Source organism: Streptosporangium sp. NPDC050148 (genome assembly GCF_055586505.1).
The window spans coordinates 19,970-44,025 of sequence record NZ_JBVJIA010000019.1 but is presented as its reverse complement, the minus strand read 5'-3'; the positions used below and the strand labels follow the sequence as shown (position 1 = coordinate 44,025).

At 72.0% G+C, this 24,056-nt stretch carries 26 protein-coding genes; 7 read left to right on the top strand and 19 right to left on the bottom strand.

What is annotated here, in order from left to right; translation table 11 throughout:
- From ACZ6RT_RS21920 to ACZ6RT_RS21905, 4 genes are all read right to left on the bottom strand, one after another.
- The gene (locus ACZ6RT_RS21920) at nucleotides 1–978 is read right to left on the bottom strand and encodes an ABC transporter permease (RefSeq protein ID WP_470155694.1); all 978 of its coding nucleotides are present in this window, start codon (nucleotides 976–978) and stop codon (nucleotides 1–3) included.
- Nucleotides 979–1,051: 73 nt separating this feature from the next.
- Complete coding sequence (locus ACZ6RT_RS21915; protein ID WP_470155692.1) at nucleotides 1,052–2,599, bottom strand: extracellular solute-binding protein; 1,548 nt, start codon at nucleotides 2,597–2,599, stop codon at nucleotides 1,052–1,054.
- Nucleotides 2,599–3,174, bottom strand: coding sequence for a YesL family protein (locus tag ACZ6RT_RS21910; protein WP_399193572.1), 576 nt, complete (start codon nucleotides 3,172–3,174; stop codon nucleotides 2,599–2,601). The genes ACZ6RT_RS21915 and ACZ6RT_RS21910 overlap by 1 nt, the downstream gene beginning before the upstream one ends.
- 600 nt (nucleotides 3,175–3,774) lie before the next feature.
- The gene (locus ACZ6RT_RS21905; RefSeq protein ID WP_470155804.1) at nucleotides 3,775–4,065 is read right to left on the bottom strand and encodes a putative glycolipid-binding domain-containing protein; all 291 of its coding nucleotides are present in this window, start codon (nucleotides 4,063–4,065) and stop codon (nucleotides 3,775–3,777) included.
- Between the two features lie 83 nt (nucleotides 4,066–4,148).
- Between ACZ6RT_RS21905 and ACZ6RT_RS21900 the strand changes: the two genes are divergently transcribed.
- Together ACZ6RT_RS21900 and ACZ6RT_RS21895 are read left to right on the top strand one after the other, a co-directional pair.
- Nucleotides 4,149–4,871 carry an MBL fold metallo-hydrolase gene (locus ACZ6RT_RS21900; RefSeq protein WP_470155690.1) on the top strand — a complete coding sequence of 241 codons (723 nt, stop codon included), beginning with the start codon at nucleotides 4,149–4,151 and terminating at the stop codon, nucleotides 4,869–4,871.
- A gap of 9 nt (nucleotides 4,872–4,880) precedes the next feature.
- On the top strand, nucleotides 4,881–5,840 hold the full coding sequence (locus ACZ6RT_RS21895) for a phosphotransferase family protein (RefSeq protein ID WP_470155689.1): 960 nt from the start codon (nucleotides 4,881–4,883) through the stop codon (nucleotides 5,838–5,840).
- Nucleotides 5,841–5,927: 87 nt separating this feature from the next.
- Here ACZ6RT_RS21895 and gdhA read toward each other — a convergent pair whose 3' ends face one another.
- From gdhA to ACZ6RT_RS21845, 10 genes are all read right to left on the bottom strand, one after another.
- A complete protein-coding gene (gdhA, locus tag ACZ6RT_RS21890; protein ID WP_399193578.1) occupies nucleotides 5,928–7,271 on the bottom strand; it encodes an NADP-specific glutamate dehydrogenase in 1,344 nt (447 codons plus the stop codon).
- A gap of 277 nt (nucleotides 7,272–7,548) precedes the next feature.
- A complete protein-coding gene (locus ACZ6RT_RS21885; protein WP_470155687.1) occupies nucleotides 7,549–8,220 on the bottom strand; it encodes a response regulator in 672 nt (223 codons plus the stop codon).
- Nucleotides 8,221–8,475: 255 nt separating this feature from the next.
- Nucleotides 8,476–10,014 carry a serine/threonine-protein kinase gene (locus ACZ6RT_RS21880; RefSeq protein WP_470155686.1) on the bottom strand — a complete coding sequence of 513 codons (1,539 nt, stop codon included), beginning with the start codon at nucleotides 10,012–10,014 and terminating at the stop codon, nucleotides 8,476–8,478.
- A gap of 5 nt (nucleotides 10,015–10,019) precedes the next feature.
- Complete coding sequence (locus ACZ6RT_RS21875) at nucleotides 10,020–11,600, bottom strand: hypothetical protein (protein WP_470155684.1); 1,581 nt, start codon at nucleotides 11,598–11,600, stop codon at nucleotides 10,020–10,022.
- Nucleotides 11,601–12,085: 485 nt separating this feature from the next.
- On the bottom strand, nucleotides 12,086–12,844 hold the full coding sequence (locus ACZ6RT_RS21870; protein WP_470155682.1) for an adenosylcobinamide amidohydrolase: 759 nt from the start codon (nucleotides 12,842–12,844) through the stop codon (nucleotides 12,086–12,088).
- A 70-nt stretch (nucleotides 12,845–12,914) separates the two neighbouring features.
- Nucleotides 12,915–13,688 carry an ABC transporter ATP-binding protein gene (locus ACZ6RT_RS21865; protein WP_470155680.1) on the bottom strand — a complete coding sequence of 258 codons (774 nt, stop codon included), beginning with the start codon at nucleotides 13,686–13,688 and terminating at the stop codon, nucleotides 12,915–12,917.
- Nucleotides 13,689–13,815: 127 nt separating this feature from the next.
- Nucleotides 13,816–14,829 (bottom strand): FecCD family ABC transporter permease, encoded by a 1,014-nt coding sequence (locus ACZ6RT_RS21860; protein WP_470155802.1) that lies wholly within the window; start codon nucleotides 14,827–14,829, stop codon nucleotides 13,816–13,818.
- A gap of 92 nt (nucleotides 14,830–14,921) precedes the next feature.
- Entirely contained in the window at nucleotides 14,922–15,905 is a 984-nt protein-coding gene (locus ACZ6RT_RS21855; protein WP_470155678.1) for an ABC transporter substrate-binding protein, read from the bottom strand.
- Nucleotides 15,906–16,157: 252 nt separating this feature from the next.
- On the bottom strand, nucleotides 16,158–17,009 hold the full coding sequence (locus ACZ6RT_RS21850) for a Gfo/Idh/MocA family protein (protein ID WP_399193592.1): 852 nt from the start codon (nucleotides 17,007–17,009) through the stop codon (nucleotides 16,158–16,160).
- Entirely contained in the window at nucleotides 17,006–17,179 is a 174-nt protein-coding gene (locus ACZ6RT_RS21845; RefSeq protein WP_470155676.1) for a hypothetical protein, read from the bottom strand. Before ACZ6RT_RS21845 ends, ACZ6RT_RS21850 begins: the two co-directional genes overlap by 4 nt.
- A 72-nt stretch (nucleotides 17,180–17,251) precedes the next feature.
- Between ACZ6RT_RS21845 and ACZ6RT_RS21840 the strand changes: the two genes are divergently transcribed.
- Nucleotides 17,252–18,172, top strand: coding sequence for a TIGR03621 family F420-dependent LLM class oxidoreductase (locus ACZ6RT_RS21840; RefSeq protein ID WP_470155674.1), 921 nt, complete (start codon nucleotides 17,252–17,254; stop codon nucleotides 18,170–18,172).
- 113 nt (nucleotides 18,173–18,285) lie between these two features.
- Here ACZ6RT_RS21840 and ACZ6RT_RS21835 read toward each other — a convergent pair whose 3' ends face one another.
- Nucleotides 18,286–18,939 carry a response regulator gene (locus ACZ6RT_RS21835; protein WP_470155672.1) on the bottom strand — a complete coding sequence of 218 codons (654 nt, stop codon included), beginning with the start codon at nucleotides 18,937–18,939 and terminating at the stop codon, nucleotides 18,286–18,288.
- Entirely contained in the window at nucleotides 18,936–20,090 is a 1,155-nt protein-coding gene (locus tag ACZ6RT_RS21830) for a sensor histidine kinase (RefSeq protein ID WP_470155671.1), read from the bottom strand. The genes ACZ6RT_RS21835 and ACZ6RT_RS21830 overlap by 4 nt, the downstream gene beginning before the upstream one ends.
- Before the next feature lie 129 nt (nucleotides 20,091–20,219).
- Here ACZ6RT_RS21830 and ACZ6RT_RS21825 point away from each other — a divergent pair, with 129 nt between their 5' ends.
- From ACZ6RT_RS21825 to ACZ6RT_RS21815, 3 genes are read left to right on the top strand one after another with little or no spacing between them, the layout of a single operon-like run.
- Nucleotides 20,220–20,591, top strand: a complete 372-nt coding sequence (locus tag ACZ6RT_RS21825; RefSeq protein ID WP_470155670.1) for a hypothetical protein — start codon at nucleotides 20,220–20,222, stop codon at nucleotides 20,589–20,591.
- Nucleotides 20,546–20,788, top strand: coding sequence for a hypothetical protein (locus ACZ6RT_RS21820; protein ID WP_470155668.1), 243 nt, complete (start codon nucleotides 20,546–20,548; stop codon nucleotides 20,786–20,788). Before ACZ6RT_RS21825 ends, ACZ6RT_RS21820 begins: the two co-directional genes overlap by 46 nt.
- A gap of 55 nt (nucleotides 20,789–20,843) precedes the next feature.
- Nucleotides 20,844–21,455 (top strand): histidine phosphatase family protein, encoded by a 612-nt coding sequence (locus tag ACZ6RT_RS21815; RefSeq protein ID WP_470155666.1) that lies wholly within the window; start codon nucleotides 20,844–20,846, stop codon nucleotides 21,453–21,455.
- A 45-nt stretch (nucleotides 21,456–21,500) separates the two neighbouring features.
- On the opposite strand, the gene ACZ6RT_RS21810 is transcribed toward ACZ6RT_RS21815, so the two are convergent.
- From ACZ6RT_RS21810 to ACZ6RT_RS21800, 3 genes are all read right to left on the bottom strand, one after another.
- Nucleotides 21,501–21,770, bottom strand: a complete 270-nt coding sequence (locus ACZ6RT_RS21810; protein WP_470155664.1) for a hypothetical protein — start codon at nucleotides 21,768–21,770, stop codon at nucleotides 21,501–21,503.
- Nucleotides 21,771–21,880: 110 nt separating this feature from the next.
- Nucleotides 21,881–22,117 (bottom strand): DUF397 domain-containing protein, encoded by a 237-nt coding sequence (locus tag ACZ6RT_RS21805; protein WP_030921376.1) that lies wholly within the window; start codon nucleotides 22,115–22,117, stop codon nucleotides 21,881–21,883.
- Nucleotides 22,118–22,978 (bottom strand): helix-turn-helix domain-containing protein, encoded by an 861-nt coding sequence (locus ACZ6RT_RS21800; protein ID WP_470155800.1) that lies wholly within the window; start codon nucleotides 22,976–22,978, stop codon nucleotides 22,118–22,120. It lies immediately after the preceding gene.
- A gap of 193 nt (nucleotides 22,979–23,171) precedes the next feature.
- Between ACZ6RT_RS21800 and ACZ6RT_RS21795 the strand changes: the two genes are divergently transcribed.
- Nucleotides 23,172–23,717 (top strand): ATP-binding protein, encoded by a 546-nt coding sequence (locus ACZ6RT_RS21795; RefSeq protein ID WP_399193606.1) that lies wholly within the window; start codon nucleotides 23,172–23,174, stop codon nucleotides 23,715–23,717.
- Nucleotides 23,718–24,056: the final 339 nt, after the last annotated feature.

The window sequence follows — 24,056 nt, the reverse complement described above, 5'->3', positions numbered from 1 at the left end:
TCAGAACAGGCCCCGCTGGCCGAGGCGCTTGGCCAGCCAGTTGCAGCCGAAGATGAGCACCAGTCCGGCGACGCCCTTGAACAGGCCGACCGCGGTGGCGTAGCTGTAGCCGCCCTGTGTGATGCCGACGTAGTAGACGAAGGTGTCGAAGACGTCGGCGACGTCCGCGTTGAGCGAGTTCCGCAGCAGCCAGAACTGTTCGAAGCTCTGGTCGAGCAGGTTTCCGGAGGTGAGGATGGCCATGATGACGATGGTGGGCCGGATGGCGGGCAGGGTGATGTGCCAGAACTGGCTCCAGCGCCCGGCGCCGTCCATGCGGGCGGCCTCGTACAGGTCGGGGTTGACCCCGGCCAGCGCGGCCAGGTAGATGATCGTGCCCCAGCCGGTGGTCTTCCAGACCGTCTGCAGCATGATGATCGGCCGGAACCACGCCTCCTGGGCGACGTAGTCGACCTTCTGCCCGCCCGTGACCGAATGGATCCATTCGGCGATCACGCCGTAGTCGACGGAGAAGAGCAGGTACGTCAGCGACGCGACGATGGTCCAGGCCAGGAAGTGCGGAATGTAGATGAGCGACTGGACCGCGCGTTTGAGCCAGCGCACCCGCAGTTCGTTGAGCAGGAGCGCGACGATGATCGGCGCCGGGAAGGCGATCAGGATCATCAGCAGCGCGATGATCATCGTGTTGCTCATCAGGCGGCCGAAGTCGGGCCCGGTGAACAGATCCTCGAAGTGCTTGAGCCCCACCCATTCGCTGCCTTCGACGCCGAGGAACGGCACGAAGTCCTTGAACGCGATGGACAGGCCGTACATCGGCCAGTACCTGAAGACGGCGAAGTAGGCCAGGCCGGGCAGCAGCATCAGGAAGAGCCAGCGGTGGCGCCCGAACACGGACAGGCGTGAGAACAACCTGCCGCGTGGCCCTGCGGGCTCGTCGGTGGCCACCTTGGCGGGCACCGGTGCCAGGTCGGTGGCCATGGCGGCCTCCTTTCTCGCGTGCCCCGCGAGGGACCCGGTGCGGGTCCCTCGCGGAACACGGCGTGTCAGGGCGTCAGCCCTTGTTGATCAGTTCCAGGAGCTCGGCCATGATCTGGGTGCCGCCGCTGTCGTACCAGCGCTTGATCTCGGCCTTGAACTGCTCCTCGGTGAGCTCACCCGCGAGGAACTTGATCCGCGCGTCGGTGGGGATCGGGTTCAGCGTGGCGCCCTTGTCCACCGCGGTCTTGGAGATGTAGGGCAGGGTCGGGTCGTGCTGCGCCGTCCGCAGGTCGAGTTCGGACAGGGTCTTCTTCTCCTCCTCGATGGCCTGCTCCTCGGGGGTGGCGCGCTTCCACGCGTACGCCTTGTCGCTCGAGAAGCCGACGCTGGCGCTGGTGCCGAGCTGGATGAATGCCTTCTCGACGTCGTTGTTGATGGTCTGGACGGCGGGGTCCTGGTCGTTGATCTTGACCGCGTACTCGCCGTCGACCTTGAAGTTCTTTCCCTCGATGCCGTTGTTCAGGAGGGTCGCGCCTTCCTTGGAGGCCAGCTTGTCCATCATCGCGAGCACCTCGTCGAGCTGCGCCTCGGTCCTGACGGTCTGCTTGGAGATGGCGACGACGTCGTTGTAGCCGGTGAAGGGCAGCGAGAACTTCTGGCCGTCGGGGCGCTTGAGGTTGCCCGCCATCGCGACCTTGGTCTGGTAGTCGCTTGTGTCCGCCTGCTTGAACAGCTGGAACAGCTCGTCGGCGCGGACGTTGACGTCGATGATGATGCCGCCCTTGCCCTGGACGAACGGGTCGTTCCACTTGACGGTGTCGAGCGTGGCCCAGTCGGGGTTGGTCAGGCCCTCGTCGATGAACCTCTTGATGTACTTCTGCGCCTCCCAGAACTCGGGAGCGTCGAACTCCGGCACCAGCTTTCCGTCGCGCACCGCGTGGCCGTTCGGGGCGCCGAACCAGACGTCGATCGCGTTGTACGGGCTGGAGGCGCTGAAGGTGGGAGCCGGCCACTTCGGCAGGATCAGGCCGTAGGTGTCCTTCTTGCCGTTGCCGTCGGGGTCCTTCTCGGTGAAGGCCTTGGCGATCTCGTAGAGGTCGTCGGTGGTCTCCGGCTCCTTCAGGCCCAGCTTGTCCAGCCAGTCCTTGCGCAGCAGGATCGCCGAGCGAAGCAGCGGACGGATCCGGTAGACGCCGTAGTTCTTGCCGTTGGTGGAGGCGTTGGCCAGGATCCGGGGGTCCTGGGGCAGGTTCGGGTATTTCTTGATCTTGTCCGTGAGATCCCAGAAGGCCCCGGCCTCGGCCGCCTTGGCGAACGCGGCGTCCTTGGGGTTGACGACCAGGAGGTCGGGCAGCTTGTCCGAGGCCAGGGTGACATTGGTCTTCGAGGGGTAGTCCGCGTTCGGCACCCAGGTGATGTTGAGCTTCTTGCCGGCGAGCTTCTCCACGGCCTTGTGCATCTCGCCGTTGGGGTCCGGTGCGGTGCCGAAGAGCTTGACCATGAGGTTCAGCCCGTCGGGCGCGGCCTGGCCCCCTTCGTTCTCGCTGCCGCACGCGGCCGTGCCGAGCAGAGTTGTTAGCGCAAACACGCCGGCCAGCAGTCGGCGGGGGGTGGTGTTCATCAGTTGCCTTTCGCGAGCAGGAGCGCCTCGTTCTCGGCGAAGAAGCGCAAGGCCAGCCAGGTGTTCAGCTGGATCCAGCCGCCCACGGCGAGCGTGGGAAGCAGGAGGGGCAGGAGTGACACCGCGTAGGCCGTCACCACCAGGGCGAACAGCAGCACGATCGAGGACGCGGGCCGGGCGAGCGCGAACAGCGACGCCTTGGGGAGATAGTCGCGTGGCCGCAGGTCGAAATGGACGTACATGGGGAGCAGGTACGCCGCGATCATCGCCAGGAGCAGCAGGGCGACCAGGGAGGCCGCGCCGTACAGGGTCGTGGTGGACAGTACGGCCGCCGCCAGGAGAATCGGAAGTACCAGTAGCGAGCCCCGCGCGAACTCCCGCCGGTAGGCGGTGGCGAACGCGCGCAGGGGCGGGAAACCCTCGCCCATCGCGTGTCTGCGGGCGAGGGTGTAGGCGGCCACCGTCGCCGGGCCGATGCCCAGCACGACGCCGCCGGCCAGGGTGAACAGCAGCCACAGCGCGTTGAGGCGGATGGCCCACCACACCTCGTCGAAGGCCGGGTAGAGGCGCATCATGGCGAGGTCACCTTCGGATCGGCGTACTCGCCGATCGGCGGAGCCGTCCGGCGAAAGCCGACCTTCCCGCCGGGCGGCGGGTCCGGCCCCTGGGCGACGAGGTGGAAGCCGTGGCTCCTGCGCGGGTCGCAGGTGTGCGAAAGGTGATCCTGTCGGCGGCCACCGCGTCCACCTCGGCACCGCAGCCGAACCGGTCCGTCTCCCGGTGCGGGCGGAGCGTCAGGCCGACGGTCTTCGGTACGACGGGCGTGATCCAGGCTCGTTCCGGCCATCGCTCGGGGTTCCGGGCGCCGCCGTAGACGATCACATGTTCTCCTGGCTGTTGTCAGCTCTCTGCGTTAGGGGGGATTAAAACGTTCTTCTTCTGACGGCACAAGACCCCATTTCAGGAAACGGTGTTCAGGGACCCTCACCCCGACGTGCGGGCACCCTGGGCGCCGGATCATGGAGATCCGGAGACCAGGGAGTTCTGCATGGTCACGAAGGCTTCCTCGGCCGCGTTCACAGCCGACGCGGTCGCTTTGGTACCCGTCGGACCCGACCCGGACGTACGCGCCGGTGGCCGAGGACCTGAGCTCCGCCGCTTCGCTCACCGGCCTTTCACAGCTCGCGTACGGCGATTCCGGGATAGTCGAGCACGAGGCCGGACTCGTCGTAGGCCAGGCGGCACGCGAAGCCGAAGGCGGGCGAGGCGTAGTCGTAGCACCGGCGGGAGCCCTCGTCGGCGACGCGGAGGTAGTCCTGCTCCAGCCGCTCGACGGCGAGGTCGGTGGCGCGCACGTAGGCGGCCGGGGCCTTCGACGCGGCTCCGGGCCCGAGACCCGGCCGGTGCACGGGAAAGGCGTTGGTCATCACCGAGGACTCCAGGCCGACGTCCAGGCAACCGTCCAGATGCGGCGCCGGTCCCGCCCGTCGCGCTCCGCCCTGCGTGAACGGCGTGGCCGCTCTCGCCCGGCCGCCCCTACGCTCGCGGCATGGAGATCGTCCGTCTGCTGCCCGAGCTTCACCAGCTGCGCTTCGAGGTCGGCCACGCCTACCTGTGGGCCGACCCCGGGGCGCTGACGTTGATCGACACCGGCGTGGCCGGCTCCGGGCCCGCGATCGCCGAGGCGGTCCGGAGCCTGGGCCGCGATCCCGGTGAGCTCCGCACCGTGGTGCTGACCCACTTCCACGAGGACCACACCGGCTCGGCCGCCGAGGTCTCCGGCTGGGGGGACGTCACGGTGATGGCGCACCGTCTCGAGGCCCCGATCGTCCGCGGGGAGGTCCCCGGGCCGCCGCCCGTCTTCACCGACGCCCCGGACTGGGAGCGCGACCTGTACGAGAACATGGCGAAGCCGCCCCCGGCGCCGCCCTCGCGGGTGGACCGCGAGCTGGAGGACGGGGACGTGATCGACTTCGGCGGCGGTGCGCGGGTGGTCCTCGCGGACGGCCACACCGACGGCAGCGTCGCCGTGTACCTGCCGGGCCGTCGCGTCCTGTTCACCGGCGACGCCGTCGCGAGCATGGACGGCACCCCGATCCTGGGCGTGTTCAACCTCGACCGTCCCCGCGCCGTCGAGACCTTCCGCAGGCTCGCAGCCCTGGACGCGGACACGGTCTGCTTCGGCCACGGGGACCCGCTCACCGGCGGGCCGGGCGAGGCGTCGGACGCCCTGCGCGCCGCGGCCGGCCGGCTTCCGGCCCGCGGTCGGTAGGGTCGCGGGATGGAGGAGAGCCGGATCGCAGACCACGACCGTCCCGCGCAGGCCCGCGAGGCCGGGACCCACGAGACGCCGCCCGGCGCGGGAGAGGCCGGTGAGGCACGGATCCGGGAGGCCGTGGCCGCGCGGCTGCCCGGCTACCGGGTCGGCACCGTCACCCCCCTGGGCCAGGGCCAGGACAACACCGCGTACGAGGTCAACGGGGAGCTGATCGTGCGCTTCGCCCGCGAGCCCGATCCGGCGCGCCGGGCCGCGCTGGTGGAGCGCGAGGCCCGGCTCCTGGCCGTGGTCGCGGCCGTCTCCCCGCTGCCCGTTCCCGAGCCGCGGTTCACGATGCCCGAGCAGGGCTGCATGGCCTACCCCACGCTCGCGGGCGTGCCGATGCTCGGCCTGCCCGCCCCGCAGCGGGCGACGTACGCCGGGCCCGTGGCCACCGCGCTCGGCGGGCTGCTGGGTGCCCTGCACGCCGTCCCGGCCGAGCGGGTGGACGGCCTGGTGGAGGCGGACGGCACGGCGCCGTCGGAGTGGCTGGAGGAGGCCGCGGAGATCTACCCTGCGGTCGCCGGGGAGATCCCGGCCGCCTGCCACGACGCGGTACGGGCGTTCCTGGACGCCCCTCCCCCGGACGGCGGGTACCGGCCGGTCCTCTCCCACAACGACCTGGGCATCGAGCACGTCCTCGTCGACTCCGGCGACGGATCGGTGACCGGCGTCATCGACTGGAGCGACGCCGCGCTCGTCGATCCGGCCTACGACTTCGGCCTGCTGTACCGCGACCTCGGCCCCGGCGCGCTGGAGGCCGCCCTGCGGGCCTACGGCCCCTTGGGCACCTCGCTGCACGAGCGCGCCGTCTTCTACGGCAGGTGCCGCGTGTTCGAGGACCTGGCGTACGGGATCGAGACGGGCCGGGACCTCTACGTCGCCAAGTGCCTCGTCGCGACGGAGTGGCTCTTCCCCGGGTAGGCGGCGCTCTCCCGGAGCGGCACGGCGACCGGCGCGGGAGGGGAGCGTGCCGATGACCGTCGCCTTCGACGGTCATCGGCGGGCGGTTCAGATCAGGCCGAGGGAGAGCATCGCGTCGGCGACGTCCTTGAAGCCGGCGATGTTGGCACCGGCCACGTAGTTGCCCGGCATGCCGTACTCGTCGGCGGTGCGCAGGCAGCGACCGTGGATTTCCTTCATGATCTCGTGAAGGCGCCCCTCGGAGAACTCGAAGGTCCACGAGTCGCGGCTGGCGTTCTGCTGCATCTCCAGCGCGCTGGTGGCCACGCCGCCCGCGTTGGCGGCCTTGCCGGGGCCGAAGGCGACACCCGCCTCCTGGAAGATCCGTACGCCCTCAGGCGTGGTGGGCATGTTGGCGCCCTCACCGATCGCGACGCACCCGCCGCGCACCAGGGACTCGGCGTCCCTGCCGGTGATCTCGTTCTGGGTGGCCGACGGCATCGCCACCTCGCACGGCACCTCCCACACGCTCCGCCCCTCCACGAAGGACACGTTGCCGCCGCGACGCCTGGCGTAGGCGTCCATCCGGAGGCGCTCGACCTGCTTGACCTGCTTGAGCAGGTCGAGGTCGACGCCCTTCTCGTCGACGACGTACCCCGAGGAGTCGGAGCAGGCGATCACGGTGCCGCCGAGCTGCTGCACCTTCTCGATCGCGTAGACGGCGACGTTGCCCGAGCCGGAGACGACGACGCGCTTGCCCTCGAAGGAGGTGCCGCGCGCCTTCAGCATCTCGTCGACGAAGAACGCGCAGCCGTACCCGGTCGCCTCGGTGCGGACCTGGGCACCGCCGTAGCCGATCCCCTTGCCGGTGATCACGCCGGACTCGTACCGGTTGGTGATGCGCTTGTACTGACCGAACAGGTAGCCGACCTCGCGCTGGCCGACACCGATGTCCCCGGCGGGGACGTCGGTGTACTCGCCGATGTGCCGGTAGAGCTCGGTCATGAAGCTCTGGCAGAAGCGCATCACCTCACGCTGGGAGCGGCCCTTGGGGTCGAAGTCCGAGCCGCCCTTGCCCCCGCCGATCGGCAGGCCGGTCAGGCTGTTCTTGAATATCTGCTCGAAGCCGAGGAACTTGACGATGCCCAGGTAGACCGAGGGGTGGAAGCGCAGCCCGCCCTTGTAGGGCCCGAGCGCGCTGTTGAACTCGACCCTGAAGCCACGGTTGATGTGCACCTCGCCCTGGTCGTCCTCCCAGGGCACCCGGAAGATGATCTGCCGTTCCGGCTCGCAGATCCGCTCGATGATCTTGGATTCGGCGTACTCGGGGTGCTTGCCGAGGACCGGCCCGATGCTCTCCAGCACCTCGCGGACGGCTTGGTGGAACTCGATCTCACCGGGGTTGCGGCGCAGGACGCTGTCGTAGATCGAGTCCAGTCTTTCGTGCAACATCACTCGTCTTTCCGGTCGTCGGTTCACGCACTCGTGGCTCCAGACCCTATGAGGCGCGCATCTCACACCTTCACCCGGGCCGCAGTGAGATCTTCTTACCCCGCCAGAGGGACCCCGGATCAGTCCCGCGGCGGACGACCCGGCGCGGGGACCTCCCCTACCGTCCTGGGTGGCAGGCCCTCGCGGCCCCGCGCAGACAGGGAGGGCCCCGTGTTCACCGACCCCATCCGGCTCCCCGGACACCTCCGGTCCCGGTGCGTCGTCCCCGGCGCGCCACCTACCCGACCGACCCGACCGAGCTGCCCGGCCGGACCACGCCCGACTCGTACGCGAACACCACCGCCTGAGCCCGGTCGCGCAGGTGGAGCTTCATCAGCACCCGCGCCACGTGGGTCTTGACCGTGGCCTCGCCGACGAAGAGTTCGGCGGCGATCTCGGCGTTGGTCAGGCCGCGGGCCAGCGAGCGCAGCACCTCCAGCTCGCGCGGGGTGAGCTCGGCGAGCTGCGGCGGGGGCGCGGGGTCGTGCCGGCCGGCGAAGGAGGCGATGACGCGGGTGGTGACGGCCGGGTCCAGCAGGGCGTCGCCCGCGACGACCACGCGGATCGCCTCCACCAGTTGCTCGGGCGGCGACACCTTGAGCAGGAACCCGCTGGTCCCGGCGCGCAGCGCGGCGTAGAGGTTCTCGTCGGTGTCGAAGGTGGTCAGCATGACCACCTTGGGCGGGTCCTGCTGGCCCAGCAGTTCCCTGGCCGCGGTGAGGCCGTCCATGCGGGGCATCGAGATGTCCATCAGCACGATGTCCGGCCTGGTCCTGCGGGCCACGGCGAGCGCCTCGATCCCGTCGGGGGCCTCACCGACCACCTCCAGGCCGGGCTCGCTCTCCACGACCAGCTTCAGACCGGCGCGGACCATCGCCTGGTCGTCGGCGATGACGACGCGGATGTTCACTTCTTCTCCTTGGCCGACGACTGGGCACCTCGTTCCCGGGACGCGCGGTCAACGACCCGTACGGCCGTGCGCGGGCGCCGGACGGGAGGGGAGAACCCCATGCGGGGAGACTAAAGCCTGGTGGCCGTCTTGCCCATAGGACAAAACACCCGGACAAGCCGATCACAAGTAGGACGCAAGTCGCCCTCTCGAAATGCCAGGAAAGGGACACGCCGGACGAGCCCGGAAGGCCGGGGAGAAACGCGCCGGGCGGCCTCAGAAGGCCGGGAAGGAGACGCTGCGCACGAACCGGTTGGCGGTCGCGTCGTCACAGGTGCCGGACGCGCAGAAATAGATCAGCAGTGCCGCCTCGTCCGGCCGGTCGACCACCCAGCCGGTGAAGTCGAGCCGGCCTCCGCGCTGCGGGTCGGCGATCGTCCCCTGCAGCCGTGAGGCCGTCTTGCCGCCCACGCTCACCTGGACGACCTGGGAGAAGACGCTGACGGTGCCCGGGAGCGAGGACTGCAGGGTCTCCTGCAGCCGCTCGGCGCCGCTGCGCGGGTCGAGGGTGTCGAGCGTCTGCGCGTACAGGCCGGTGGCCTCCTGGGGGGCGGCCTTGATGATCTCGTTCGCGGCGGCCCAGTCCGCGGTGACGGGCGTGGCGAACAGCGCCCGGAACCGGTCGGCCCGGGGTGAGGCCATCACGAACACGTCCGCGTGCGGCTCCAGGGTCCAGTCGTCGGGATGCTGGAACGCCACCGGCACCGCGGACGAGCCCCGGTACTCCGCCCAGGCGTCGCCGCCGCGCAGGAACGACGCGAGCAGCGCCACCAGCACGACGATCGCGGTGATCGCCACGCTCGCGCCGATCAGGATGCCCTTGCGGCCGGAGGCTCCGGTGCCGGGGCCGCGTCCCGGAGCGGTCGGCGCCGGCGCGGGAGGCGCCTGGGTGAGCCGGTACGGCTGGTCGGCGCCGCTGATCGCGTCACGCAGCTCCGCGACGAACCGGCCGCAGGTCTCGTAGCGCTGCTCGGGGGACTTGGCCAGGGCCCGCGTCATGACCTCGTCCACCTGGGGCGGCAGCTCGGGGCGGAGCGTGGTGAGCGGCGTGGGGGTCTCGGCGAGGTGCGCCCACAGCAGGGCGATCTCGTTGTCACGCTGGAAGGGCAGCCGTCCGGACAGGGCCTCGTAGACCACGCAGGCCAGTCCGTACTGGTCGCAGCGGCCGTCGATGTGCTCCTTGTTGATCTGCTCGGGCGACATGTAGCGGGGGGTGCCGATGAACTGGTTGGTCTGGGTCAGCCCGGAGATCGAGGTGCGGTGCTTGGTGATGCCGAAGTCGGTGAGGTAGGCGTGGTCGCCCTCGGTGTGCGCGGCGATCAGGATGTTGGCGGGCTTGACGTCGCGGTGCACCAGGTCGTGGGCGTGCGCGGTGTCGAGCGCGGCGGCCACCTGGGCGAAGATCCGGTTGACCTGGCCGACCGGCATCGGCCCGCGGTCGTAGAAGAGCTTGCGCAGGTCGGGGCCGTCGACGTAGCGCATGGCGATGTAGAGGGTGCCGTCGTCGGCGCTGTCGGCCTCGTAGACCGGGATGATGTTGGGGTGGTCGATGCTGGCGACCGTGCGCGACTCCAGCACGAAGCGCTGGCGGAACCTCTCGTCCTCGCCGAGCAGCGGGTTGAGGATCTTCAGCGCCACCCGGCGGTTGAGCCTGGGGTCGATGGCGAGGTAGACCACGGCCATGCCGCCCTTGCCGATGATGTCCTCGATCTGGTAGCCGGCCACTTCCCGGCCGATCAGCGCCCTGTCGTTCACCGGCGTCACGTCTTGGTCGGCTGGCCGCAGTAGCCGCAGAAGCTGTGGGCCGGGCCCAGTCGCATCCCGCAGCCGGTGCAGTACTTCTGCTGCACCGTGGCGTCGGCCGGTTTGACGTCGGGACCGGTCTGGGCGCCGGGGTCGCGCGCCACCAGCACCGGCCCGGGAGCGGTCGAGGAGAGTTTGGGCAGGGCCGGGAAGGAGCGGCTGACCACCCTGGTGGAGTCGGCCTGGTCGTCGAGGACCTGCCGGGGCGGGACGGACGGCGGATCGAGCAGGGGAGGACGGGTGTCGGCGGCCGTGCCGGGCCCGGTCGCGGGCCCGGTGTCGGGCCCGGTGTCGGCGGGTCTGCGGCGCCAGAGCAGGAAGGCGGTGGTCAGCACGGCCAGCACCAGCAGGCCGCCACCGGCGACGAACGGCCACAGGGGTGCGCCCCGGGGCGTGTCGGTGGAGGTGGCCGCCGTGCGGGTCGCCTGGTCCTCGGCGGTGCCGCGCTTGGCCTGGGAGGTCTTCAGGTGGGCGGCGGCCACGGTGTGGCCGGGGTAGAGGTCCAGCACCCGCTGGAAGGCGGGGACGGCGTCGCCGTAGTAGTGGGTGTGGAAGCGGGTCAGCGCCTGCTCGAAGGCGGCGTCGATGGGCCCGCGCCCGGGGGTGACGTTCGCCTCGGCCAGGGCCTTGGTGACCTCCCGGATGCCGATCATGCGGGCCTCGGTGCCGCCGCCGACGAGCAGGCCGACGACCTCGCCCTTCTTGTCCTCGATGACCGGGCCGCCGAGCAGCCCCTTGTCGATGAGGGCGCCCAGTTTCCTGGGCTCGTCGACCTTGTTCTCCGGGTCCTTGAACTGCCGGCCGCCCTCACCGGCGCCGCCCGCCCGCAGGTGGGCGATGTCGACGGTCTCGGGCAGGTTCGCGGCGGGCCGTCCGGTGAACCCGGCGACCGCCACCGGTGAGCCCTCCTTGGAGGGCACCGTGGCGGCGAGCGGGGCGGTGGGCAGGCCCGCGCTGCCGTCGGCGCGCCCGACGGGCGAGAGCACCGCGGGGCTGTCGGGCGTGTCACCGGCGCGGACGATCTCGGCCTTGAAGCCCTTCTCGTCGGCCGGGGAGATGTTGGGGAAGACCGTGATCTCGGTGGTGACGTCGACGATGCAGGTGGCGGTGGACCGCTTGGGCGGGTAGCACTCCTGCAGGTGGTGGTCGAGCCTGTCGTCCTTGAGCCTGTGCCGCTCGAAGTCCGCGGGGATCTTGACCTTGTGGTGCTCGGCGAAGATCTTGTTGGCGGCGTGGATGCGCACGTCACGATCGGTCGTGACCACCCGGGTGAGCGTGACGATGCCGCCCTCGGGGTTGACCACGGTGCCGGTGCCGCTGCCGATGGGCACCTTGTAGGAACGCTCCACGTGAACCAGCTCGCCGATGTGGTCGAGCAGCGTGATGTCGACGTTCGCGGTGGCCTCGATCCGGACCACCGCCGGGGTCACCAGGTCGGTGATCCCGCTGGGATGCTCGTGGGCCAGCGCGGGGGCCGTCCCGGCGATCGCCAGACAGAGCCCTCCGACCATCGCCAGCGCCGAACCTGACCGCCGCATCTCCGCTCCCTACCGGGCATGAAACAAGGGTCGTCAATCGGGATGAACATGTGGACCGCCCGGAGGCGGGTTGCCTGTCGTCGTTCTCGCCCCGGCCCGCCGGGAGTCACGGGACGGTCATCCCTTTACGGCCTTCACCATCCTGTTCACGGCCTTTCACCAACCCGCGCCCCATCGCGGGCGGTTACGCAAAGTCTAATCCTCGTGGGCCCCGTGGGCGACAACGGACGGATACCGGAATCCGGTCGAAAGCCCGGTCGCGCCGGGCCTTCCGGCTCCCTCATAGGACGTTGATTTACATTTCTCCAATAGCAGACAAAAGAGACATAAATGCATATATCCAGCTATAGGTGCGGCTCGATACCACGATCACCCCGGACGGTACGGCGACGCGGAGCGGTCCGGTCGTCGGGTACGGCGGCGAGCCGGGCGACAGGACGGCCCCGCGTCTAGGGGGCCGCGACCCGGAAGCCGAAAGACCGCGTTCACCGGGAGGCGGACCCGTTCGACCACAGGTGGGCGCCTTCGCGGACGGCGGTGTGGACGGCCCGGGCGATGCGGGCGCCCCAGGTCGAGCGCGGGCCGCCGAACGGTTCCTGCGAGCCGTCCCCGGGGCGGTGCTCGGGGACGGCCACGCAGACGGCGTCGGAGGCGGTGCCGGTGCCGGAGAAACCGGCCTCCAGCAGCGCCTGGGTCTTGGCCTCGGTCACCGTCATGACCGCGTTGACCAGGGCCGCGTCGCTCATCGCGACCGGTACGGCCACGATGATGTTGACCGTGCCCGGCAGGCGTACCGGGACCGGGCCGGGGCCAGGGCCGGGGCCGGGGCCGGGGCCGGGGCCGGGAAGGAGCATCGGGGTCGGCGCGGGCTCGTGCAGGAGCATCGGGGCCAGTTCGGGGTCGGGCACGCCCTCGGGGGCGGCGGCCCAGGTGGGGACGCGCAGGCCGACGGTCGCCACGGCCTCCACTCCCCCGTCGGCCGCCCGGGTGAACCGGTCGACCGACGCCGCGGTGAGCATGCCGACGCCGGGTCCGGCCGGGGCCAGCTCCAGCAGGTGCTCCACCGGGTCCATCCGGGCGTACCCGGCGATGACCTGCGCGTTGAGCGCCCAGGCGGCCGGACCGATGCCGCCACCGAGCACGGCCGAGGAGATCGCCCGCCACCCGGGGCCGAACTCCCACAGCAGGCAGGCCAGCCGGGCGCCGTCCTCGTGGCGGTGGCTCAGGAGCGGCGCCGCTCTCACGGGCGCTCCAGGTGGCCCAGAATCGCGGCTTTCACGGGCGGCTCCAGGTGACCCAGGATCGGCGTGGCTCTCACGGGCGCTCCAGGTGGACCTCGGGCCTGCCGGCCGTGCCGGTCCCGACGCGGACGCGGGCCTCGAAGTGCTCGGCGATCAGCTCCTCGGTCAGCACCTCGGCGGGAGCACCGGAGGCGGCCACCCGGCCGGCCGAGAGCAGCATCATCGCGTCAGCGTACTGGCCGGCGAGGCTCAGGTCGTGCAGGGTCGTGACGACGGTCAGCCCGTCGGCCAGCCGCAGGCGGTCCACCAGCTCCAGCACCTGCTGCTGGTGTCCCAGGTCCAGGGCCGTGGTGGGCTCGTCGAGCAGCAGCACCGGGGCCTGCTGGGCCAGCGCCCTGGCGAGCACGACGCGCTGGCGCTCGCCACCGGACAGCCGGCCGAGCGGGCGGGAGGCCAGCCCCGACAGGTCCAGCCGCTCCAGCACCGACGCGGTCACCTCCCGGTCGCGCCGCCCCTCGCGTCCCAGGTAGGGGATGTACGGGGTGCGGCCGAGCAGGGCGTAGTCGAACACGGTCATGTCGACCGGCAGCGCCGGGGTCTGCGGGGCGTAGGCGAGCAGCCGGGCGCGGTCCCTGTGCCGCAGGCTGCGGACGGGGGCGTCGTCGATGAGCACGTCGCCGCCGTACGGCAGCACCCCGGCCAGGGCGCGCAGCAGCGTGGACTTGCCCGCTCCGTTGGCCCCGATGACGGCCAGCCAGCCGCCGTCGCGGACGTCGAGGCCGACCTCGGAGAGCACGGGCCGCCCGTCCAGCACGACCGCCAGGCCCCGTACCGTCAGGCGGCTCATCGCGTCCCCGCCCGGCACGTCGTCCGAAGCGACGTCCGGTGCGTCGTCCGGCACGTAGTCCGACAAGGCGTCCGACAAGGCGTCCGACAAGGCGTCCGACGAGGCGTCCGGTGCGGCGCGGAAGGTGTCACGTCTCCATCCTCCGGGTCATCCTCAGCACGGCCACGAAGAACGGCGCGCCGACGAAGGCGGTCACCACGCCGATGGGCAGCTCGGCCGGGGCGAGCACGGTCCGGGCGAGCAGGTCGGCCAGGACCAGGAAGGCGGCCCCGCCGATCAGCGAGATCGGCAGCACGATCCGGTACGACGTCCCGGTCAGGCGGCGGACCGCGTGCGGCACCACGATGCCGACGAAGCCGATCAGCCCGCTGACCGCCACGGCCGCGGCGGTGGCCAGGGAGGCCGCGAGCAGCACGATGAACCGGACGCGGGTGGCGTTCAGGCCCAGGGTGACGGCCTCGTCGTCACCGACCGAGAGCACGTCGAGCAGCCTGCCGTGCAGCAGCATGATCACCACCGAGATCGCGGCGTACGGGGCGACCAGCGTGATCTGTCCCCAGCCGCCGCCGAGGTCGCCGAGGATCCAGGCGTAGATGCGCTGGAGCTCCTCGACCCGCAGCTGCTGCAGGAACGTCTGGACGGCGGTGAGGAAGGAGGTGACCGCCACCCCGGCGAGGACCAGGGTGGCGGTGCCGCCGCCCCGGCCCGCCACGCTGCCCAGCCCGTAGGCGAGCAGCACGCCGCCGACGGCCCCGGCGAAGGCGGCCAGGGGGATGCCGACGGCCATGTCGTCGCCCCGGCTGAAGACGATCGCCGCGGTGGTCGTCAGCCCGGCGCCCGCCGCTGCTCCGAGCAGGTAGGGGTCGGCCAGCGGGTTGCGGAAGACGCCCTGGTAACCGGCCCCGGCGATGGCCAGCAGGCCGCCGACGAGCGCGGCGAGCACGATCCGCGGCAGCCGGATCTCCGACAGCAGGCCCAGCTCGACCGGGGCGAGTCCCGAGTCGGCCGAGACCAGCGGCAGCCAGTCGAGAAGCTGGAGCAGCACGCTGCGCGGCGCGATGTCCGCCGCGCCGGCCAGCAGCCCGGCGAACATGCTCGCCAGGAGCAGACCGGCGGCGGCGAGCGTGACCGCCGGGCTCAGCCGGGCCGCCTGCCTCGCCCGCACCCCGGCCTGACGGTCCGCGTCCGCGCCGTGGATCCCGGGGGAAGGGAAGAGATCGGTCACTTAGCGGCTCACCGGCCGGCCGAGGCCTTCTGGACGGCGTCGCCGACCTGCCTGGCCAGGTCCACGACGCGCGGCCCCCAGCGGGAGGCGACGTCGTCGTCGAGCGGGACGACCCGGTCGTTCTCGATCGCCGACAGCTTGGACCAGCCCGGCCGCTTGGCGAGGGTGTCCTTGGACTGGCCGCAGCACTTGGTGTCGGCCAGGAAGATCAGGTCGGGGTCGGCCTGGGCCACGAACTCGGCCGAGAGCTTGGGGTAGCCTCCGGCCGCCTCGGGGGCCTTGTCGGCGATGTTGGTCAGGCCGAACAGCCCGTAGATCTGGCCGATGAAGGTGGAGGAGGTGGCCGCGTAGGGGGTGACGTCCAGCTCGTGGTAGTAGGTGAGCTTCGTGTCCTTGGGCGCGGCTGCGGCGATCTCGTCGAGCTGCTTGCGCATCCCGGCGACGAGCTCGGCGGCCCGGTCCACGTTGCCGGTGGCGGCGCCGAGGTCGGTGATCTGGTCGTAGGCCTCGTCGAGCTCGGTGGCGGCGGGCTCCAGCAGTACGGGGACGCCGACCTTGCCCAGTGCGGCCACCAGGCTGTCGGTGTCGTTGGAGATCACCACCAGGTCGGGCTTCTTGGCGACGATGGCCTCGACGTTCGGCTTGAAGCTCGACAGGTCGCTCTTGGGGGCGTCGGCGGGGTGGTTGGACTGGTCGTCCACGGCGATCACCTGCGGGCCCGCGCCGATGGCGAACAGGCCCTCGGTGGCGGTGGGCGAGAGCGAGACGATCCGCTCGGGCCTGCGCGCCACGGCGACGGCGCCGTTGCCCGCCTGGACGGTGACGGGGAAACCCGCCGCCGAGGGGGTGGAGGCCGCGGAGGCGGAGGCGGTCGCGGCCGGGGAGGTGGAGGTGGTCGCGGCCGGGGAGGCTGCGGGAGAGCTCTGGCCGCACCCGGCCAGGGTCAGTGCGGCGAGCAGGGCACCGGCGAGGGCGCTGCGTACGGGCCTCACACGAGGTCCTTTCAGTTGCCGGAACCGAGAGACCCGGGAAGGACGGGTCACCCTTTTCCACGAGGGTCGACGACGTCGACGCGGCGGAGGCGACCTGGCTCGACCCCCGGAAGGGCCATGACAGTTGCGGGACAGCGCCGGGCTCACACCGGACTTCGCTCAGCTACGCGTCGGACGAACGCTATCAATCCCCTCGGATGGCCGGGTGTCCCGGTGTGCCGGTACCGTGCCCTCCCGCGTCCCGGCCGGGTCTCAGCCGAGCTGCTCCTCGGCGGCGGCGATGATCTCCTGCAGGCGCAGGCCGTGCGCGGCGTCCAGGGGGTGCCCGCCGCGCCGTACGGTCAGCGCGAACTCGGCGAGCATCAGCGAGAAGACGTCGGAGCCGAGCCGGGTGTCGTCGAGGGACTCGCGGCCCAGCCGGCCGTAGATCTCCACCTGGGAGGGCGGGACCTCGCCCGGAACGCTCATGCACAGAGACGCCTCGCTGACCGCGCCGGTCTCGTGCTCCAGCAGCAGCCCGACCCAGCCCAGCGGGTTGCCGTGCGCGCGGACCCCGACGACCCTGCCGAGCGCCGCGTCCAGCATGTCGATCATGTGCGGGCCCACGTCGAGGATCGCGCCGCGCTCCAGGCGCCAGGACGTGGCGAAGTCCCCGCCGAGCATCGCCCCGGAGACGTTGGCCGCCCGCCCGCCGAACGGTTCGAGCGCCGAGACCCTCGCCAGGAACGCGCGGGTGGCGGGTGAGTAGCGCCAGGTGAGGACCATCTGCGAGGGCACGCCCGCCTCGGCGACCGCCTCGGCCAGCCTGCGGGCCCCGGCCAGGTCGGCGGCGAGCGGTTTCTCCAGCAGCAGCGCCTTGCCCGCCCTGGCCGCGAGCACGCCGAGCTCGGCCTGGACCGCGGGCGGGACGGAGAACGCCACCGCCTCGCAGTTGTCGAAGAGCTCCTCGATGCGTTCGAACACCGGGGCCCCGAACCTGGCCGCGGCCTCGGGACGGCGGGCCCAGACACCCGCCAGACGCGTGTTCGGACCGGCCGCGAGCATCGGCGCGTGCACCATCTCGGCCCATGGCCCGGCGCCCACCAGACCCACAGATAACGTCACCGATCCAGTTTCGCACGCTCCCATGCCCTGATCGCGTGCTCGGGTCGGTGTGCCGTGGTCCCGCCGCCGAGCACCTCCTCGTTCGGGTCGCGGAAGCGCCGTTCCGTCGCGCCGACGTCGAAGTTCCCGGCGGCCCCGACCTGGCCGGGGCCCTTCTGACCGGAGATCACGCGCCGGGCTTCCCGGCCCGCGACCCCCCGCCTATGCTTATCAAGCGCTTGGCCGAAATAAGGGGGCGTCCGATGGACCGTCCGTTCCGGTTCGCCGCCGTGATCCGGGAGGCCGTCTCGGCCAGGGACTGGGCCGAGAAGGCCCGCCGCCTGGAGGACTCGGGCTTCGACGTGCTGCTCGTTCCCGATCATCTGGTCGGCCCCCGTTTCGCGCCGGTCGCGGCCATGACCGCGGCGGCCTGCGCCACCGGGCGCCTGCGGGTCGGCACCCTGGTCCTCGCCGACGACCTCCGCCGTCCGGAGGTGCTCGCCGAACAGGCCGCCACCGTCGACCTCCTCTCGGAGGGCCGCCTGGAACTGGGCCTGGGCACCGGCTGGACGGCCGCCGACTACGCCTCCGCCGGGCTGGCGTTCGAGCCGCCCGGGGTCCGGGTGGACCGGCTGGCCGAGGCCGTCGCCGTGCTCAAGGGCCTGTGGGCGGAGGGGCCCTTCACCTTCCACGGCGAGCACTACCGGATCACCGGGCCGGAACGGAGCCCCAGGCCGTGGAGCCGCCCCCACCCGCGGCTGCTGCTCGGCGGCGGCGACCCGCGCCTGCTCGGGCTCGCCGCCCGCGAGGCCGACGTGGTCGACATCGGCACGCGGGTACGCGCCGACGGCACCGGCACCGGCACCGACGGCGCGGACGGCGGGCGTGCCGCCTTCCTGGCCGGGATCGACGTCGTACGACGGGCGGCCGGGGACCGCTACGACCGGATCGAGCTGGGCACCGGCGTCCACCGGGTCGGCGCCCGCAGGCGCGAGGGGTCATGGAGCGCCGCGGGCTCCTTTCGCCGGGACGAGACCCCGCGGGTGCTGCTCGGCACCCGTCACGACATCGCCGACACGCTCCGCCACTGGCGCGACGCCCACGACGTGTCCTACTTCGTGCTCCACCACGAGCGCGACCTGGACGCCTTCACCCCGGTCGTCCAGGAACTCGCCGGCCGCTGACCCGCCCCGCTCCTTCCCCGCCCCGCCGGCCACCGGCCCCGCCGCGCCCCACCACGCCGCGCCCCGTCCCATCCCGTCTCATCCCGCCGCGCCTCACCCCGCCTCACCCCGTCTCATCCCGTCTCGCCGGCCCGGACCAGGCCCTGCTCGTACGCGAAGACCACCGCCGCCACCCGGTCGCGGAGCCCGGCCTTGGTCAGCACCCTGGACAGGTGCGTCTTCACCGTGGCCTCGGACAGGTGCAGGACCTCGGCGATCTCCGCGTTCGAGCGGCCCCGCCCGACGTGCTCCAGCACCTCCCGCTCGCGCGCGGTGAGGCGCTCCAGGGCCGTCCCCCCGCCGGGCGGCACGCTCAGGAAACGCTCGATCAGCCGCCGCGTCACCGCCGGGGCGAGCAGCGCCTGCCCGGCGGCGACGGTCCGGACGGCCTCGGCGATCTGGCTGGGCGGGGCGTCCTTGAGCAGGAAGCCGCCCGCGCCCGCGCGCAGCGCCTCGTACACGTACTGGTCGAGGTCGAAGGTGGTCAGCACCAGCACCGCCGGGCCACCCGGTTCGGCACGGACGCGCCGCGTGGCCTCGATGCCGTCCATCCTGGGCATCCGGACGTCCATCAGCACCACGTCCGGCCGCAGCAGCCGCGCCTGGGCCACCGCCTCGGCACCGTCCCCGGCCGTCCCGGCCACCTCGATGTCGGGCTGGACCCCGAGCATGGCCGACAGTCCCGACCGCGCCAGCGCGTGGTCGTCGGCGATCAGGACCCGGATCATCCCGGCTCCACGGGCAGCCGGAGGCGCACACCGTACCCGCCGCCCTCGGCGGGCCCCGCGTGCAGCACCCCGCCGTACAGGCGGGCCCGCTCGCGCATGCCGACCAGGCCGTGCCCGGAGGTGGACGGCCGCGACGGCGGCGGGTCGGCCCCGGGGGCGTTGACCACCTCCAGGCCGAGTTCGGCGCCACCGTAGGTCACCCGTACCTCGGTGTCGGCCGCCCCGGCGTGCCGGCGGACGTTGGTGAGCGCCTCCTGGACGATCCGGTAGGCGGTGAGCTCCAGCCCCGCGGGCAGTGCCCTCCGGTCGCCCCGCTCGACCAGCCGCACCGGCAGCCCGGTGGAGCGGACCTGTTCCACCAGCTCGGGCAGCCGGTCCAGGGTGGGCTGCGGTGCCAGCGCCTCGTCCTCCTCGTTGCGCAGCGCCTCCAGCACGTGACGCATCTCCACCAGCGCCTCGCGGGCGGTGCGCGCCACCGCGTCCATGTGGTCGCGTGCCCGCTCCGGGTCGAGCCCGCCGACCTCGTACGCGGCCCCGGCGTTCAGCGCGATGATGGACAGGGAGTGCGCGACCACGTCGTGCAGCTCGCGCGCGATCCTGAGCCGCTCGACGGCGACCGCCTCCCGGGCGCGTTCGCGCGTGCGTTCCTCGGCCTCGCGCACCTGGGCCTCCCTGCGCTGCAGCAGCCACCCGGCCGTCCACGCGCCGGTCACGAAGAACACCATGATCAGGGCCGACCCGACGTCCGGCTCGTCCTCGCCGTAGTACCGCAGGGCCAGGGCGGTGGCCATGCTGCCGGTCGTGACGGCCCACGCCGCGGCCGCCAGGAGCAGGGACGGCACGTGCAGCCCCACGGAGAAGACCGCCACCAGGAGCGAGGGGAAGGGCGCGACGGTGGCCGGCGGCACCTCGGCGACGGCCCCCCACAGCAGCAGCACGGACGCGATGACCACCAGCACCGGCAGCGGCGCGTACCGCCGGGCCACCAGCGGCACCGTCCCCGTCAGGGCGAACGCGGCCTCGATCCAGAACGGGTCCGGGCCGGGCGGCAGCACCTCGGCGACGCCCCAGACGGCCAGCACCGCGGCCAGCGCCACGTCCGGGCCGGGCGGGCGCCGAGGCACCCGGGCCAGTCGCGCGAGAGGGTCCACGCACAGACCGTATCGCCCGGCGACGGCCCGGACGTCAGCCCCGCGGGGTAGGCGGGTCGGCCCGGGGTCGTAGGCGGTCACGCCTCCCGGTGGACGCGGCCGGGTCCCGATCCTCCCTAGCGTCGCGCCATGTCCCAGAAAGAACCCGCGCCCACTTGGCGTACCCCGGCGACCCTGTCGGCGACGGCCGGCGGCCTGGCCATGGCCGCCGTCGGAGCGATGCAGGCGGTACGGCCCTTCGACGACGACCCCCGGGTGCTCGGCGAGGAGCACCTCATCCTCGGCCTGTTCGCCGCCTCGCTGGTCCTGCTCGTCCCCGGCCTGTTCGCGCTGGCCCGGCACGGCACCGGTGCCGCCGTCGCCGGAGCCGTCGCCGTCTCGGCCGGTCACCTCCTCCTGGCGTTCGGCGCGACCGCGTCCAACCTGCGCGGGGAGGACCCCCGTGGTTCGGTCACGTGGCCGCCCCGGCGAACCTGGCCATGCTCGCCGGGGCCGTCGTGACGGCGGTGTCGCTGTGGCGGGCCGGGCGGGTGCCCCGGCCGATCGCGGCCGCCCTTCCGGCGATGTGGCTCTGCGAGATCGTCCTGGCCCAGGTCGGCGGAGGGATGATCGCCGGCGTCTACTGGCTCCTCGTCTGCCACCTGCCCGCCCCCGGCGCCCCGGAGGAGGTCACCGTGCCCGAGTACGGCCACGGGTGAGGCACGGCCCCCACCCGCCGCCCTCCCGGTCCCGTCCGGGGCCATGATGGTCGTCATGAAACAGATGACGCTGCTGCGGCACGGCGAGACCGAGTGGAGCCGGGACGGCCGACACACCGGGCGCACCGACCTGCCGCTCACCGCCAAGGGCGAGGAGCAGGCGCGGGGGCTGGCCCCGCTGGTGGAGGGCCGGACGTTCGACCTGACCCTGGTCAGCCCGGCCCTGCGCGCCCGGGAGACCGCCCGCCTGGCGGGGCTGGGCGCCTGCGAGACCGAACCCGACCTGTGGGAGTGGGACTACGGCGGCTACGAGGGCATCACCACCGCCACGATCCGCGAGAGCCGTCCGGGCTGGTACCTGTGGCGTGACGGCGTCGTGCCCGGTGACGCGGACCATCCCGGTGAGAGCGCGGCGCAGGTCGGCGCGCGCGCGGACCGGGTGATCGCCCGCGCCAGGGCCGTCGAGGGCGAGGTGGTGCTGGTCGCGCACGGGCACTACCTGCGGGTGCTGTGCGCCCGCTGGCTCGGCCTGCCCCCCGAGGACGGCCGCCTGTTCCGGCTGGACACCGGGACCTACTCCCGGCTCGGCTTCGAGCACGACGAGCCGGTCGTCCTGGCGTGGAACGCGCCCCTGGAGACGGCGCCGGTCGGCAGGGCACCCGTCTGAGGGCTCTCTCCCGCGACGGGGTCCGCGCCGGGGTCCGCGCCGGGCTCAGGCCGCGGCGGCGGCCGGCTGCGGGCCGCGGCCGGTCAGCCACTCCAGGACCTTGCGGTGGCCGTGACAGGCATCCTCGAAATGACCCCACCGCCAGTACCGCGGCTGGTCGCGCACTCCGGTGACCCATGTGCGGTAGGACACCGGAGTGGGCGAACCCTCTCCCGTGGCGGCCGAGGCGACGCCGTAGGTGCGGATCACGACGCGCCCGCCTGGCGCGATCAGCACGTCGTCGGCCACCGGATACAAGGTCATCTGGTCGAGCACGTCCGAGCCCCCAATCACTGTGAGCTCGAACTCTCCCGTGCCGGCCCACTCCCCCGGTTACACCGTCGGCGCGCCGCGGTTAACCGGGCCGCCCCGATGTAAAAACGGCGTTACACCGTGAGACCGTCGAACTCCCCATCCTTCACCCCGAGCACCAGGGCACGAATCTCGTCCCGGGTGTAGATCAGGGCGGGCCCCTCCGGGAAACGCGAGTTGCGGACCGCGATGCTGCCGTCCGACAGTTCGGCCAGCTCGACACAGTTGCCCGTCGAGTTGCTGTAGCGGCTCTTGCGCCAGCTGGCCCCGGCAAGGTCAGTGGCGGGCATGCCGTTGTAGGTCTGCTCCATTTACATCTCTCTGAGAAGGTCGCCGAGGATCTCGGCGGTGCCCCCGGGCGTGGTGCTTTCCACGCACAACTGCTCCATGGCCGTGAGGTACGGATCGACATCCTCACGCTTGTCCAGGTAGAGGGCACCCCAGAGCTGCTCGACATAGACGACGTCCGACAGGTCGGACTCGGGAAACCGCAAGATGCTGAACGCACCACCCTCAGCCGCGTGCATTCCGAACCGGAAGGGCATCACCTGGAGGGTGATGTTGGGAAGCGTGGCCACTTCCAGCAGGTGCTGGAGCTGCTCACGCATGATCTCCTTGCCTCCGATGGGACGCCTCAGGGCCGCCTCGTCGATGACCGCCCACAACCGGGGGCCGTCCTTCTTCGTCAGGCGATCCTGCCGCTGCATGCGCATATGCACACGACGCTCGATCTCCGCCTCCGGCACGTCCGGGTAGCCCAGCCGCATCACGGTGCGCGCGTAGGCCGACGTCTGCAGCAGGCCGGGAACGAACTGCACCTCGTAGGTGCGGATCATGTTCGTGGCCTCCTCCAGCCCCACGTAGGTGGTGAACCAGTGCGGCAACAGGTCGCCGTACTTGTGCCACCAGCCGGGGGTGTTCGCCTCGCGGACCATCTCCAGCAGGCCGCGCCGTTCCGCGTCGTCGAGTACGCCGTACAGGGTGAGCAGGTCTTCCACGTCACGTGTCTTGAAGCCGACACGGCCGAGTTCCATACGGCTGATCTTGGACTCCGAGGCGCGGATGTGAAATCCGGCCGCCTCACGGGCGAGCCCCTTCTCCTCACGCAGCCGGCGCAGGCTCGCGCCGAGCATGATGCGCCGAACGGTGGAACCGGTACCGGGCGGATCCATGGACACGTGGTGCTCCTCGCTCGCTTTCCTGATCTCCAGTGTGTCACTTCGCGGCCTGAGAGTCCCTGGCCGCGGCCAAGATCCCCTTTCGTGTGGATTTGCCCAATCATGGGTAACGGTAGCGGTTGCACAGGCCTGATGCACGTGCATTCGCTCTTGCACCTGCACAGGAGTTTGGACCATGATTACGGCTGTGCAGTCCGCCCAAACCGCGCCCCCCCGAGCCTCCACGTCCTGGACGACCCTTGACTGGTGGCCCCCCGCCGGATGGTGGCCCGACTCCGCCCGCGATCTGCTTCCCGGATCTCCCGTGGTCATGGCCAGCGCCACCTTCGTACTCCCCCCGCACGCCGAGTCCGTCCACTCCGCCCGAAACTTCGCGACGGGCACCCTCACCGGCTGGAGCCTGGGTGAGCTGAGCGAGAACATGGAGCTGGTCGTCTCCGAACTGGCGACCAACGCCTTCCGACACGGGCTGCGGCTGGCCGAGTCCCGCGCCAGGGAGCCGATCCGGCTCTCCCTGCTCCGCCGGGGCACGACGGTCGCCTGCACCCTCAACGACCCGGGGGCCGGCTTCCCCTCGCTGCGCACGCCCTCCGCGCTCGACATCGGCGGCCTCGGACTGCACATCGTCGAGTCGCTGAGCCTGCGCTGGGGCTGGGCACCGCTGGCCCCGTACGGAAAGATCGTCTGGGCCGTCCTGAGGACCGGACGCCACGACGACCCCGACCACCCCTGACCGCAGCCTCTCCTCCCCGTCCTCCCTGTCGGGTTCCGGCCACCGCCGGCGTCCCGCCCCCGGCCGCCCGCCGGGTGCCGCCCTCTCCTTCCCGGGAACGGCACCCGGCCGGCTTCCGCCTCCCCGGCCCCGTTCCGCGTTCCGGCACCCGCCAGGACCCCCGCACCCCGAGACCCCCGAGACCCCCGGGATCCGTGCTCCGGGGCCCACCGGACCTCCCCGGACGGCGCCGCCCCTTCCCCTCGGACGGCGCCGGGGGGGGGGGGGGGGGGGGGGGGGGGGGGCAACAACGGGGGGGGGGGGGGGGCGGGAAGGAAAGAAAGCAAAAGAAAGGAAAGG